Source organism: Pseudomonas sp. P9_2, assembly GCF_034008255.1.
GTDB lineage: Bacteria > Pseudomonadota > Gammaproteobacteria > Pseudomonadales > Pseudomonadaceae > Aquipseudomonas > Aquipseudomonas synxantha_A.
This window is the reverse complement of sequence record NZ_CP125376.1, coordinates 5,554,891-5,568,434: the sequence shown is the minus strand read 5'-3', so window position 1 is coordinate 5,568,434 and position 13,544 is coordinate 5,554,891. Positions and strand designations below refer to the sequence as shown.

9 protein-coding genes are annotated in these 13,544 nt (G+C 58.5%); 8 read left to right on the top strand and 1 reads right to left on the bottom strand.

The window, feature by feature from the left end; all coding sequences use genetic code 11:
- The first annotated feature begins 44 nt into the window (after window positions 1-44).
- The 8 genes from QMK52_RS24355 to QMK52_RS24320 all read left to right on the top strand — a co-directional run bounded on the left by QMK52_RS24355 (window position 45) and on the right by QMK52_RS24320 (window position 12,575).
- On the top strand, window positions 45-1,544 hold the full coding sequence (locus tag QMK52_RS24355) for a TolC family outer membrane protein (protein WP_320403575.1): 1,500 nt from the start codon (window positions 45-47) through the stop codon (window positions 1,542-1,544).
- Window positions 1,541-3,706 (top strand): type I secretion system permease/ATPase, encoded by a 2,166-nt coding sequence (locus tag QMK52_RS24350; RefSeq protein ID WP_320403574.1) that lies wholly within the window; start codon window positions 1,541-1,543, stop codon window positions 3,704-3,706. The genes QMK52_RS24355 and QMK52_RS24350 overlap by 4 nt, the downstream gene beginning before the upstream one ends.
- A gap of 61 nt (window positions 3,707-3,767) precedes the next feature.
- Window positions 3,768-4,922, top strand: coding sequence for an HlyD family type I secretion periplasmic adaptor subunit (locus QMK52_RS24345; protein WP_320404213.1), 1,155 nt, complete (start codon window positions 3,768-3,770; stop codon window positions 4,920-4,922).
- A gap of 70 nt (window positions 4,923-4,992) precedes the next feature.
- Window positions 4,993-6,162 carry an EAL domain-containing response regulator gene (locus tag QMK52_RS24340; protein WP_320403573.1) on the top strand — a complete coding sequence of 390 codons (1,170 nt, stop codon included), beginning with the start codon at window positions 4,993-4,995 and terminating at the stop codon, window positions 6,160-6,162.
- Between the two features lie 132 nt (window positions 6,163-6,294).
- The gene (locus tag QMK52_RS24335; protein ID WP_320403572.1) at window positions 6,295-6,921 is read left to right on the top strand and encodes a response regulator transcription factor; all 627 of its coding nucleotides are present in this window, start codon (window positions 6,295-6,297) and stop codon (window positions 6,919-6,921) included.
- The gene (locus tag QMK52_RS24330; RefSeq protein WP_320403571.1) at window positions 6,922-10,563 is read left to right on the top strand and encodes a transporter substrate-binding domain-containing protein; all 3,642 of its coding nucleotides are present in this window, start codon (window positions 6,922-6,924) and stop codon (window positions 10,561-10,563) included.
- Between the two features lie 348 nt (window positions 10,564-10,911).
- Window positions 10,912-12,117, top strand: a complete 1,206-nt coding sequence (locus tag QMK52_RS24325; RefSeq protein WP_320403570.1) for an EAL domain-containing response regulator — start codon at window positions 10,912-10,914, stop codon at window positions 12,115-12,117.
- Window positions 12,118-12,149: 32 nt separating this feature from the next.
- A complete protein-coding gene (locus tag QMK52_RS24320) occupies window positions 12,150-12,575 on the top strand; it encodes a response regulator (protein ID WP_065944097.1) in 426 nt (141 codons plus the stop codon).
- Between the two features lie 70 nt (window positions 12,576-12,645).
- Here the strand turns inward: QMK52_RS24320 and QMK52_RS24315 are convergent, their stop codons facing one another.
- Window positions 12,646-13,527 carry a hypothetical protein gene (locus tag QMK52_RS24315; RefSeq protein ID WP_320403569.1) on the bottom strand — a complete coding sequence of 294 codons (882 nt, stop codon included), beginning with the start codon at window positions 13,525-13,527 and terminating at the stop codon, window positions 12,646-12,648.
- Between the last annotated feature and the right edge of the window lie 17 nt (window positions 13,528-13,544).

The following is a 13,544-nucleotide window of genomic DNA, read 5'->3' as shown; positions in this document are numbered from 1 at the left end:
CCCTGGGCCGTATGGCCCAGGGTTATTTTCCCTGAGTGTCAATTATGTTCCGGATATTCCATCCCCGGCGTGATATTGCCTGCCTGACGATAGCCTTATCGTTCAGTTCGGGCGGTGTGGTCGGGCAGGTCAATGCACCCTCTGTGCATGACCAACCCCAAGTTCAGGTTGCGCCTACCGTGCATCCGATCAAGAACAGTCAAGTGCAAGAAACGGTGCCCGCGCCCTCTTTGGTTTCATTGATTGAAGCCGGGCAGTTTCTTCCACCTTCCGCTCCCCAACTGAGCGTGAACAACTTAGCCACTGTGGGCACCGCGGCGCTGGATATGCGTGCGGCCGTGCGCCAGGCCTTAACCTCGTACCCGGATATCCTGCGGGCCCGGGAAGGGGTCAATGAACAAGTGCAGCGGGTAGAAGTGGCGCAGGCCGGCTATTACCCCAGGATCAGCGGCGGCGTGCGCAGCGGCTACCAAAGTGGTGTGCCAGGCAGTCACAGTGCCCAGGTCTTCGACGTCAGTGCCTCGCAGATGCTGTATGACTTCGGCAAGGTGTCCAGCGCCGTCGAGGCCAGCCAGGCCGGTGTCACCGAGCGCGAGGCAGACGTGCGCCTGAGTGTCGAACAGGTTGCCATGAATACCGCATTGGCCTTTCTTGACGGCCAGTATTACCAGCGGTTGATTGCGATCACCCAGGACCAGATCGACAGCCTGGAAAAAGTCTCCGACCTGGCGCGCCAGCGTCTGGACATGGGCGCCAGTACCCGTTCGGACTATGTGCAAACCATGTCGCGTATTGAAGCTGCCAAGGTCACCGGCTTCCAGCATCAAGCCAGCCTGGCGCGCACGTTCGCCACATTGTCGAACCTGATCGGGCAACCTCGGGTCGAGGGTGTGTCCGACCATTTCCCGCGGGAACTGGAGCAGTCGTGCCAGCAGGTCGATGCCAAGATGCAGGACAACCCTGAGGTGCAATCCGCCCAAGCGCGTGTAGCCCGGGCCGAGGCCGAAGTGAGCGCCGCCAAGGCTGCCGGGCTACCGACACTGTCCCTGGAGCCGACATTCAGCCACCAGCTGGATGGCAGCCCAGGTACGGACCAGGACCGCAGCCGCTACAGCGTCTTCCTCAACGCGAGCATGCCGATCTATCAGGGTAACGCGATCCAGGCCGGCAAGGCCGCCAGCGAGCGGGCCCTGGCGTCCTCCCAGGCCGGCCTCGATACTGCCCGTTTGCGCGTGCGCCAGGAAATGCAGCAGTCGCAGAGCCAGGTGCTGAAGTTACATGCCAGCCTGGGTGCCCAAACCGTGCGCGAAAGCACGATCAATGAAACTCGCGTGCTCTACCGCCAGCAATACCTTGAGTTGGGCACCCGGCCCTTGCTGGATCTGCTCAATGCCGAGCAAGAGGCCTATTTGTCGCGGGTCGAGCAGCAGACCACGCTCAATAGCCTGCGTCGGTTACAGATCAACTGCCTGTATAGCGCAGGCCATCTCAGTCAGGCGTTTGGTGCTGCCAACGACGCCACCTACCGTGAGCGTTTGCCATGAACCGCCGTGCCCAAGAACCCCTGCAAGCCAGCCCGTCATCTGTTTCCCCGCCCTGGCTGGAAATGTTGTTGCTGGTTGCTGGTCATTACAACCTGAGCTTCTCGCCCGAAGATGCGCGGCTGGCCGCTGCCTGGCAGGGCAGTGCGCATTCCGATGACCAGCTGTATGCCATTGCCAAACACTTGGGCCTGTCGGTCAAGATTGATGAAGAGTTACAGGCCGAAGACCTGACTCAATGGCGTTTACCGTTGCTGGTGCAATTGGCCGACGGCCAGTTGGCGCTGATCGAAGGCTTGCGCGCCGAAGACCTGCTACAAGTGCGGCTCAGCGGCGACCATGGCCTGGCCACAGTGTTGTCGCGCCAGGAACTGCTGGAGCAGTGCCGCCGCCTCATTCTGTTACGCCCCGTGGGAAATCGCGCCGACGTACGAGTCGACGATTACATCAAACCGTATGACAAAAACTGGTTCAAGGGCATCGTCCTGCAGGACTTGAAGTCCTATCGCTACGTGCTGTTCGCCTCGCTGATTGCCAACCTGATGGGGCTGGCCGGGGTGCTGTTTTCCATGCAGACCTACGACCGGGTGATCCCTGCCGGTTCCATGCCGACGCTGTATGTTCTGTTTATCGGAGTTTTGCTGGCGGCCGGTATTGATTTCACCATCCGCAACGCCCGTTCCCATGTCACCGACCTGCTGGGCAAGCGTGCGGACACACGTCTCTCCGACAAGGTCTTTGGCCACGCCATACGCCTGCGCAACTCGGCTCGTCCGCGTTCCACTGGTACCTTTATTTCCCAGGTTCGCGAGCTGGAGCAGATTCGCGAACTGATTACCTCCAGCACCATCACGGCGCTGGCGGACCTGCCGTTTTTCCTGCTGTTCCTCGGCGTATTCTGGCTGCTGGTCGGCCCGTTGGTGCTGGTGCCGCTGTGTGCGCTGGTGTTGATGATTACCCCAGGTCTGTTGTGCCAAGGCAAGCTGGGGCGCCTGGCCAACGAAGCACTGCGCGAGTCGAGCCTGCGCAATGCCTTGCTGGTGGAAACCATCCAGGGCATGGAGGACGTCAAGGCGCTGCAAGCCGAGCAGAAATTCCAGCTGAGCTGGAACCACTACAACGCAACCACCGCTTCGGCGAACCTGCGGCTCAAGGCCTTGACCCATCGCTTGCAGTATTGGTCGCAATCCATGCAGACCCTGGTGTTTGCCGTGGTGATTTTCTTCGGCGCGCCGATGGTGATGGCCGGCGACCTGACCACCGGCGCACTGGTGGCGGCATCGATCCTCGGCTCGCGCATGATGGCGCCGATGGCCCAGTTAACCCAGGTGATCATTCGCTGGCAGCAGGCCAAGACCGCCCTGGCAGGCTTGGACAAGCTGATGCAGTTGCCCACCGACCACCCCGAACACAGCCACAAAGTCCACCGTGCCCACCTGTACGGTGACTATGTGCTGGACCAGGCGGTGTTCGCCTATGGCGACGACAGCCCGGTGCTGCAAGTCAGCCAACTGAAGATTCGTGCCGGCGAACGCATTGCCGTGCTGGGCCGCAACGGCGCAGGCAAGTCCACGCTTCTGCAGGCGCTGGTCGGGGGCGTGGATTCACGCTCTGGCCTGGTCAGCCTCGATGGCGTGGCGTTGCAACACCTGGACCCGGCAGACGTGCGCCGGGATGTGGCCTTGTTGACCCAGGACTCGCACCTGTTCCACGGCACCATCCGCGAGAACCTGAAACTGGGCGCGCCGTTGGCCGCTGACCAGGAAATGCTCTCGGCACTGGCCCTGACCGGCGCCGATGGGTTTATCAAAAAGCTGCCGACGGGCCTGGATCACTTGATTCTGGAAGGCGGTCTTGGGCTCTCCGGCGGCCAGAAACAATCGCTGTTGCTGGCTCGCCTGTTGTTGCGCCAACCCAACGTGCTGTTGCTGGACGAACCGACCTCTTCACTGGATGAAGGGGCAGAGCGCCTGTTTCTGGAAAACCTCGACCAGTGGGCACAGGGCAAGACCGTGCTGATTGCCACCCATCGCCTGGCGTTGTTGGAGTTGGTCGAGCGAATCATCGTCGTCGATGACGGCAAAATCGTGCTGGATGAACCCAAGGAGGAAGCGATCCGTCGACTCAGCGCCACTCATTCCAATGGAGCGTCTCAGCATGGCTGATGTTCACGAAAAACTGGCGCGGTTGCGTGCCTATCTACGCAATAGAAAATCACTGGAGGCCATGGACCCGGCCGATGACGCTGCGCTGCATCGCTCGACGCGGATCATCGGCAGCCTGGTGTTGATCGTGCTGATCCTGGGCACCTGGGCGTGGCTGGGGCGGCTCGATGAAGTGTCCAAGGGCGACGGTAAGGTCATTCCCAGTTCCCATGAGCAAGTCATTCAATCACTGGAAGGCGGCATCCTGGCAGAGCTTAACGTTGCCGAAGGTGACCTGGTGGAGCAGGGGCAAGTGCTGGCCCAGCTTGACCCGACGAAGTCCGAATCGAATGTCGAGGAGAGTGCTGCGCGCTACCGGGCTGTCCTGGCCAGCGCCACACGGTTGCAGGCAGAGGTGGACGGTAAGCCACTGAGCTTTCCTGACGAACTGCAGGCCTACCCCGAGCTGATCAAGCGCGAAACCAGGCTGCATCAGGAGCGTATCAGCCGGCTCAAGGAATCCCTGGCCGGGGTGAATGATTCGCTCAGGTTGGTCGACCGTGAGCTGAAAATCACCCAGTCACTGGCCAAGACCGGTGCCGCGAGCAACGTCGAAGTGATCCGCCTGCAGCGTCAGCGCAGCGAGTTGCAACTCAAGGCTACCGAACTGCGTTCTTCCTATCAGGTGCAGGCGGGAGAAGAGTTGGCCAAGGCGCGTTCCGAGGTCAGCTCGTTGAGTTCGGTGATTCGTGGGCGGGAAGATTCGTTGACGCGCTTGACCGTCCTGTCGCCGGTTCGCGGCATCGTCAAGGGCATCGAGGTGACGACCATTGGCGGTGTGATTTCGCCTAACGGCAAGTTGATGCAGATCGTGCCGCTGGATGATCAGTTGCTCATCGAGACGCGCATTTCACCCAGGGATATCGCCTTCATCCACCCGGACCAGGCCGCCAAGGTGAAACTCACCGCGTATGACTATTCGATCTATGGCGGGCTGGACGGCAAGGTGGTGACGATTTCTCCGGACACCATCCAGGACAAGGTCAAGCCGGAGAATTACTACTACCGGGTGTTCATCCAGACGGACGCCAACGTGCTGACCAACAAGGCCGGTGAGCGCTTCGCCATTGTGCCGGGGATGATCGCAACGGTGGACATCAAGACCGGCTCCAAGACCGTGCTGGACTACCTGGTCAAGCCGTTCAACAAGGCCCAGGAGGCCATGCGGGAACGCTGAGCCTGGCGTGGCTATTCAAACCTCTCCTTTAAAGTCGAATCGGTTGAAGAATATGTTTCCTGATTGTGTTGTGGTCATTGAACATCATGCTTTCCAGCGTGCGGTGCTGGTCAAGGCCCTCGGCAATCTGGGGGTCGCCAATGTGCTATCGGCCAGCGATGCTGAGCAGGCTATTGGCCTGCTGACACAGCTGCCCAAGGTCGATATCGTTTTTTTCGACCTGGCCGACGGTTCGATCAACCACTCTGCGTTCCTGAAAGTGGCCGGCGAGTTGGGAAACGTCCAGACGTTGGTGGCCTACAGCGAGTTGCAGGCTGATCTGTATCGCACCGTGAAGCAGATGAAGACGCTGTCGGGCCTGAAATTGTTGGGCATTCTGGACAAGCCGCTGGACATGCAGGATTTGCAGCGGTTATTGGAAAATTTCAAGCTGCGCCACCATGTCTTGACGGCGCCCGACCTGTCGGTACCTGAACTGATCCCTGAAGACCAGGTGCGACACGGTTTGGCGGTGGGTGCATTCGAGGCCTGGTACCAGCCCAAATTCGATCTTGTCGAGCGTCGGCTGTTCGGCGTTGAAGCGCTGGTGCGCTGGCGTCACCCCACACGGGGGATGTTGCTGCCCCGTGACCTGTTAGGCGCCGTACTGGCCTATGACTTGATTGACGAGATGCTCAAGCAACTGCTCGACCAGGGTATTGCATTGCTGTTGCAGTTGCGCACGCAAGGTATTGACCTGGGAATGGCGTTCAACCTGACAGCCTCCCAACTGGTTCGAAATGACTTGGTTGACTACATTATTCAATGCTTGCAAGGGTATGACCTGCCAGGTTCGGGCCTGACATTCGAAGTCGCTGAAAGCAGCCTGCTGGACCTGCCGGCATCGGCATTGGCAAACCTTCTGCGCTTGCGCGAGGCGGGGTGTGGGTTGTCGATCGATGACTTTGGCCTGGGTTTTTCCTCACTACGGTTGCTGGCACAGCTGCCCTTCAACCAGATCAAGCTCGACGGCGTGTTCGTTCAGGACCTTGCCAACCCGGGTAACCGGGCCGTCGTCGCGAGCAGTCTCGCGCTGACCCGGGCATTGCAGATGGACCTGATTATCGAAGGGGTTGGCAGCCAACCGGCGCTCGATACACTGATTGAACTGGGCTGCCATTTTGGCCAGGGTTTTCACTTGGCGGTGCCCATGCCCGGTGCTGACTTTTGCGGTTGGTTGGAGCGCTACCAAAACCGGTAGGGCTTGCTGGCGCAGTCAGGCCATTAAATATTTCAGGCCTGTGTTTTGTCGACGTGAAACTGAGCTACCTTAATAGTTTGACGTGCCGGTCTCGCAGATGCTGCTCCTTATGCTGATGAAAAAGAGGTTTGTATGTTGAAAGCATTAATCGTCGACGACCATCCGTTTATTCGCTCGTCTGTAAAAATGCTCCTCAAGGCCGGGCACGTGGAAGTGGTGGCCGAAGCCGAGAATGGCGTCGAGGCGGTTTACCTGGCTCGCAAGCACGTGCCGGACTTGATCGTACTGGATATTTCGATGCCGCTGCTTGACGGGTTGGAGGTCATCAGTCGCATTTGCGCCTTGGACCTGCCGATCAGAATTCTCGTGTTGACCTCGCTGGACGCGACCTTTTATGCCCATCGCTGCATGACCATCGGCGCGTCCGGTTATGTCTCCAAAAGCGATGATCTTGAGGAACTCATGCGTGCAGTCAAAGTGATTCGCGAGGGCTTCAGTTATTTTCCGGTGCTCTCCAACAGCTCGGTGCGCCCGGTCGATAACCAGACACCTGAGCATGAGCTGATTCAGCAGTTGTCCAATCGCGAACTGGCCATTCTGCAGCAGCTTGCCCGTGGTTACAGTAACAAGGAAATCGGTGACGCTATGTTGTTGAGCAACAAGACGATCAGCACCTATAAAAGCCGGCTGATTGAAAAGCTCAAGGTCAAGTCGGTGGTCTATCTGGCTGATTTTGCCAAACGTCATCACCTGATCTGAATGAGGCGCCTGTCGGGTTACTTCATTTTTTTCCTTTGGTTGGGAGTACTCGGCCAGTCCCATGGCGCCGAGCGGGCCTTTGAGTCGTTGACCTTGCTGGGGCGTGAGCCTACCGCTGATTTTGACGTTGAACTGCAGAACCATGACTGGCGGTGGCTACGCACTAAAAAGGTACTGGTGGTCGGCACAGCACGCAGCGATCCAGCACCCTTGATGGTGTCGTCCGACCCTGCCGATTTCGAGGGGGTAACGGCTGATTATGTCGGGCTGCTGGCTGCTGTGTTAGGCGTTGATGTTCAGATCCGGCGTTATGACAACAGGGACCTGGCCCTGCAGGCACTCAAGGCTGGTGAGCTGGACTTGCTGGGCTCGGCCGGGGAGTATGAAGCCGCGCAAGCAGGGTTGGTCATGTCGCGTGCCTACATCCTCGATCAGATGATGCTGGCAACCCATCGCGGGTCGGTCAGCGATGTGCAGCAAGACCTTGCCGGCGAGCGGCTGGCCATGTCCAAATACTACGTTGAGCCTTCCGCTATCCAGGCGCTATATCCAAAAGCAAAAATCGAACTCTACCCCTCGGCGCTGGAGGGTATCAGTGCGGTTGCCTTTGGTCAGGCGGATGCATTCGTGGGGGCGGGGATCACATCCAGCTATCTGATTGGGCAAAACTTCTACACCGATCTGCATCTGAAACCATCAGCTGATAAAAAGGTCAGCGGTGTCGGTTTTGTCTTGAATGCCGACAACAAGCAGTTGCTGCGAGTGCTCAATCAGGCGCTGAACGCGATTCCCGCTGCCGAGAAGCAGTCGATTGCGCGGCGCTGGAGGTTGCGCTCCACAACCGGAGAGGGCTTTGACCTTGGCCTTACCCCGCAAGAGGAACAATGGCTGGCAGAGCATCCTAAACTGCGGGTGGCGGTGATTGATGGCAACCCGCCATTGACCTTTTTTGATCAAAATGACCTGCTGCGTGGCCTCAATGCCGACCTGTTGGAGAAAATCAGCCAGCGAACCCACCTACAGTTCGAGGTGGTTCGTGCTGGCTCGTTTGATGAGCAGGCTGACCTGTTGAGCAAAGGCAAGGCTGATTTTTCACCCACGTTCCAGCATGACCAGCGCCTGGGGCAACTGCGCTATACCCGGCCGTACATGAGCAACCCAGATGTATTCGTCAGCCGTGTTGGCGAGGCAGAGCCCAAAAGCCTGGAAGAGATGTCAGGCAAGCGCCTGGTCGTCAGTCCCGGCAGCTATTGGGCCGCCTATGTTCGCCAGAATTACCCGGACATTACGCTGATGGAGGCCGGCAGCCGTGCTGACCAGATGGCGCTGGTTGCACAAAACAAGGCGGATGCCACGCTTAGTATCCTGCTGGCTTCGCGGTATATGATCTCCACGTTCTACCGTGACCGGTTGCGCATCACACGTACGATGGGTGGTGAACACCCGGCTCAATTGCGATTGGCCACTGATCGCAGGTCTTTTGAGCTTCACTCCATCCTCGACAAAACACTGCGCAGTTTTTCCCGAGAAGAGCTCGACGACCTGTCCGATCGCTGGCGTGGCGAAGTCATGCTGGACAATCGCGGTACCCAGGCCAGCCAGCGAGCTTTTCTCAAGTGGCTGGCAGTGGCGATAGGCCTGTTGCTCGCTGCGGCGGGCTGGATCATTTACCTGCGCCGCCTGATTCAGCGACGGGCCGCTGCCGAACATGCGTTGAAGGAACAGATGGACTTCCTGCATGTACTGATCGACAGCTTGCCTCACCCCATCTACGTTCGAGACCGACAGGCCCGAATGCTGCTGTGCAATACGCGTTACCTTAAAGCGGTTGGGCGTACCCAAGAGGAGGTGATCGGCACGGCGCTCACTGCTGACGTGGGCATCATGCCAACGGACAACCTTACGTTCGAACAGCAATACCTTGAGGTGATGGAGGCTGGTCAGGAGCAGATTCAGGACCGTCAGTTGGTGCTGGCCAACGGGCAGACGATCGACGCCTATCACTGGGTGCTGCCATTTTGCGATAGCAGCGGAGAAGTCAAAGGGATCATTGCCGGGTGGATCGATATCAGTGAGCGTGTGCGGTTACTCAGCGAACTCAAGGTGGCCAAGCACGATGCCGATGGCGCCAACCGGGCGAAGACCACGTTCCTGGCAACCATGAGCCATGAGCTGCGCACGCCGATAAACGCGGTGGTCGGGATGCTGGAATTGGCGATGAAAAAGGCTGATCAAGGTATTCTCGACCGGTTTGCCATTGAAGTGGCCTCCAGCGCCGCACGGGCGTTGCTGGAGCTGATTGGCGACATCCTGGATGTGGCGCGCATCGAATCCGGGCGTCTGACCTTGACCCCGCAGAGGGCTGCCTTCAAGGAGATGGTGGAGGAGGTGGTGCGGGTGCAGGCCGCCAGTGCTCGGCTAAAGCAACTGCCGCTGGTTCTGGAGTTCGATGAGCTCGCCAACCGTGATGTGTTGATCGACCCGATGCGGTTCAAGCAAGTGCTGGCAAACCTGCTGAGCAATGCAATCAAATTTACCGAGAAAGGCGAGGTGCTGGTCAGCGTCAAGGCGACACTCGACGAAGAAAATCAGCAGATGAGTATTCAGTTGCGCGTACGCGATACTGGCATCGGTATCAGCGCCGACGACCAGTTGAAACTGTTTGCGCCCTTCACCCAGGTTGGCGGTCAGAGCCAGTTGACTGTCGGCGGATCGGGGTTGGGGCTGACCATCAGCCGTACGTTATGCACGATGATGGACGGCGAGTTGAAGCTGAGCAGTGTGCCGGGTCTTGGCACGCAAACCGAGGTGCTGTTGACGTTACCCATCCTGGCCCCATTGCCCCGCAGCCAGCCTGAACCAACCGAGCTGTTGCCTGCCAGTGAGTTGAACATTCTGGTGGTTGATGACTACCCCGCCAACCGCTTGTTGTTGCTGCAACAACTGAGCTATCTGGGGCACAGCGTCAAAGACGAGCAGGATGGCGCCCACGGCTTGCGCACCTGGCGCAGCCATCCCTTTGATGTGGTGATCACCGACTGCAATATGCCAGTGATGAATGGCTATGAACTGGCCAAGGCGATCCGTGACGACGAGGCGGCCTCGGGCAAGCCGCCGTGTCTGATTCTTGGCTTCACCGCCAACGCGCAACCCGACGAGGTCGACCGCTGTCTTGCTGCGGGCATGGATGACTGCCTGTTCAAACCCATCAGCATGAAGGATCTGGCCGCACGCTTGTCGGGGGTTGAGTCGTCATTTGAACCGTTGCCCGATAACGATGACGTGACGCACTTGGACGACGAAATCGACCTGGTCAGCCTTGAGCAACTGACCTACGGGGATCAGGCGTCAATCCGCAGCTTGTTGCAAGACCTGCTCAGCAGTAACGAGGAGGATCAAGTACGGTTGCTCAAACTCTTCAGCCAGAACGACCTGACCGGGCTAGCCGACCTGGCCCATCGGGTCAAGGGTGGCGCGCGCATCGTCAAGGCAAAGCGCTTGATTCACTGTTGCGAGCAGTTGCAGATAGATTGCGACGGGCACGACGCCGCGCGCTTGACCCAATCAGTGGATGCGCTGCATCAAACGATGGACACCCTGACGCAGGTGTTGACGCAACGGATCGCCCAATCCGTCGACTGACTGGTTGTGGGTGCGGAGACAGGACCGTGAGGTCTCTGTTCCAAATTGCTCTCCGGGAAATTTCCTACATTTCGGTCAGGAAAATCCCCGGATAATTTCGGCTCAAAGAGCAGAGATGACCTCTCGCCTAACGAATCCGCTAGGGAGCGACCCCATCTTTCATTGACGTTGCCCAAGCAACGCACCCGCAACGTTAATGAATGTGCGTCATGGATGACCTGAATACACCTGCTCCCTTGGGGAGCGGGCGTTGAGGTCCATCAACCTTGTTTGAGTGGGCATCGGCTACCACCAGCAATCAGGGCGTATCGGGCGTTCGTGCTGCAACCCAATTGTGGAGAATCAGTGATGCAAGTGTTGCCCCTGCGAGTGCTGGTGCTGGAGGACCATCTGTTCCAGCAAACCGTCGCCGTCAACCTGCTGAAGAAGCTTGGCTGTCAGGATGTGTTCAGTGCTTCAAACGGCACCCAGGCCCTGGAGACCCTGCAACGGGTCGGTCCGGTGGACATTGTGGTGTGTGACCTGCGCATGGAAGGCATGGATGGCCTGGAGTTTTTGCAACGTGTGGCTCGCGTTGGCCTGGTGGGCGCGGTGATTCTCAGCAGTTCCCTCTCGGGAGACGTACGCCAGGCCGCTCGGCAATTGGTGACGCTACTGGGGCTGCCGCTATTGGGCGACCTCGGCAAGCCGCTGCACGCTGAAGCCTTGAACGAGCTGCTGCATAAACACTTGAGCGATCCCAGGATCGCGCCGATGAGCCTCAAGCCCCTGGAGCTGGCGCAAGCAGGCGAAGTTCGCTCGGCCATGCATCAAAAGCAAATGGAAACGTACTTCCAACCCAAGGTCAATTTGCTCAATGGTGATGTGATTGGCGTCGAGGCGCTGACACGATGGAACCACCCGACCCAAGGGGTGGTTTCTCCGGCGGTGTTCATGCCTGCCATTGAAAGTTGCGGGTTGCTCAATGAGTTACTGTTCGGTCAGATCAGGCAGGGCCTGGCGTTGGCCCGTGAGGCTTCGAGTCGCGGACACGTGTTGAATATCGCGTTCAACCTGGAGCCGGTACAGCTCTCCAATCCCGAGCTGGTTTCCATCATCCGTGGCATCTTGTGCAGCTTCGGGCTACCGGCTTCCAGTCTGACATTTGAATTGACTGAAAGCGGTTTGCTCGAAGCCTCGGCCACCTGCCTGGAAAGCCTGGTGCGGTTGCGCATGATGGGTTGTCGGTTATCCATCGATGATTTTGGTGTGGGGTTTTCCTCCCTGCAGCGCTTGTGCCAGTTGCCTTTCAACGAGATCAAGCTCGATCGCGAGTTCGTTCGGGGGCTGGACCATGACCCAAGATGTGTTGCGGTGATCAAGTGCACGCTCGAGCTGGGTAGGGCGCTTGGCATGTCGGTGGTCGTCGAGGGCATTGAAAAACAAGATCAATATCAACAGTTGCTGGAGCTTGGGTGTGTGCAAGGGCAGGGCTATTTCTTTGCAAAGCCCATGACCGAGCAAGATTTTTTGACTTGGCTGGGAGCGCGCGCCCCCTCTGGAAAGCGCGTCTGACGGTCTGCTGGCTGGTTTGGAAGGATATATAAATGCCCACACGTTCTTTACGCATCTTGATTGCCGATCACGTCCACCTGCAGCGCTTGAACCTCGAACGGATGCTCAACCACTGCGGCTACCATCGAGTGGCGCCCGTCTCTTCGTTGGAGGAGTTGCTGGCGATGATCGACCATGCCATTGAGCCCTTTGATCTGTTGCTCATCAACAGTGCATTTGTCGGTGGCGCAATGCTTGACCTTGAAGCGTTCTGCCAGGATTGCCCAAGTGTGCACCATGCGTTGATTTACGAAGGGCTGCCCCTGGCGGTACCAAAGGCCGAAGGAAAGCCGCCGGCAAGGGTGATCAAAAAGCTGCCGGGCGTTCCGGATACCGCTGCCATCAAAGGCTTTATGGACCAGATCGACCCCGCACGACCGACACCGTCACGGTATTTTTTCCTCACGCCTGCCCGCTGAACGGGCGGCGCGCGCATTCGCTACGTGCTTACCTCCCTAAGTCGCCTTACTGCTCAACCCACGCAGCGCCCTAAGGCGTTGGTGTGTTCTTCAGCTGTTTGGCGGTGCTGGGAAGGTAGGCCACCTTCAAGAAGTAATCCTTGCCCAACAGCTTGCCCTCGCCAAACCAGGTCATGCCGTTCTGCTGCAGTTTCAACCCGGAAAAATCATACTCGAACAGGGTACGGGTACTGCTGACGAACATGAACTGGTCCGCGTCCAGCTTCAGCACTTTATATTCGGTGCCGGGCGGGGGCGTCTGCTCTTTCAAACGCAGCAGATAGTCGGCTGCCAGGCCCGCGAACATCTCCATGGATAACTGGCGGTATTGTTCCAGCGTCAGCCCTGGACGCTGTTGCAGCTCGGTGGCGATCAGCGCGAAAAAATCCGCATTGGTTTGTGCGATCGCCAGCTTGCTCGGTAGACTCGCCAGCAGTTTTGCCTGATCGATCTGAGGCTCACGTTTTTCTACCGGTTTGTTCTTGTCCTGGGGCGGGGCACTTGCCTGCTCGACCAGCAAACCGTTCAAGCTCAAGGGTGACAGCACGCTGATTGCCAGATACGCCGCGCAGGCACGGGTCTGCGCCTGGCGGTCACCGTTTACCAGCAACGACAATGGGTGGCCCTGTGGGGGAATGCTTTGTGCGTTGCCGCCTTGCTGCTGGATGAAGTGGTTGACGTTTGCCTGCTGGGTCTCGCCTTTGGCCAGGGCGCAGATCTGTTCCATGGCCAAGGGGTTTTTATGCGGGACGAGGGCGTCTGCCAGGCTGAACACCGCGCTTTGCAGGATGGGCAGGGCGGGCACGGCGAGCCACTCGGGCTGGCTGGCAGTAGGGGGAGAGGTTTTTTCCTGGCACCCGGCCAGGCCCAGGCAAGCGATCAAACCAAAGCATAGCGGCAGTTGGGTTTTCATTCAGGGGATCCTGTCGT